1 protein-coding gene is annotated in these 347 nt (G+C 58.2%); it reads right to left on the bottom strand.

What is annotated here, in order from left to right:
- Positions 1 to 214: CDP-diacylglycerol diphosphatase (locus HX855_RS32870; protein ID WP_178948056.1), on the bottom strand; the 214-nt coding region annotated here is incomplete at its 3' end.
- Between the last annotated feature and the right edge of the window lie 133 nt (positions 215 to 347).

Raw genomic sequence — 347 nt, 5'->3', positions numbered from 1 at the left:
ACGGGCCGTTGAGGTCCTTGAGCAGCACGAAGCCCTTGTCCGGGTCCACCTTGAGGCATGGGCTGGGGTTTTGGTGCTGGTTCTGGTCGGGCACGCATTGGCGGCTGACGATCTGCCACAGCACATCGGGGTTGCCCCGCCATTTCAAGGCGCCCGCCAACGCCGCCACACACAACAAGCCACCGATAAGCGTAAATACGGTACCGCGCTTCATGCCAAAAACCTCGACGCCAAAGGGATGTCTATTGTTGTTTTGCAACTGCCGGACATCCCTGTCGCAAAGGTTAACGTGTGGCCGGGGCCATAAATTCCGGCCCAACCGGATCTTTTATCGTGTTGGCCAGAAT

It is taken from the genome of Pseudomonas sp. IPO3778 (assembly GCF_013386825.1).
In the GTDB taxonomy this organism is placed as follows: domain Bacteria; phylum Pseudomonadota; class Gammaproteobacteria; order Pseudomonadales; family Pseudomonadaceae; genus Aquipseudomonas.
This window is presented reverse-complemented; position numbering and strand designations above follow the sequence as displayed.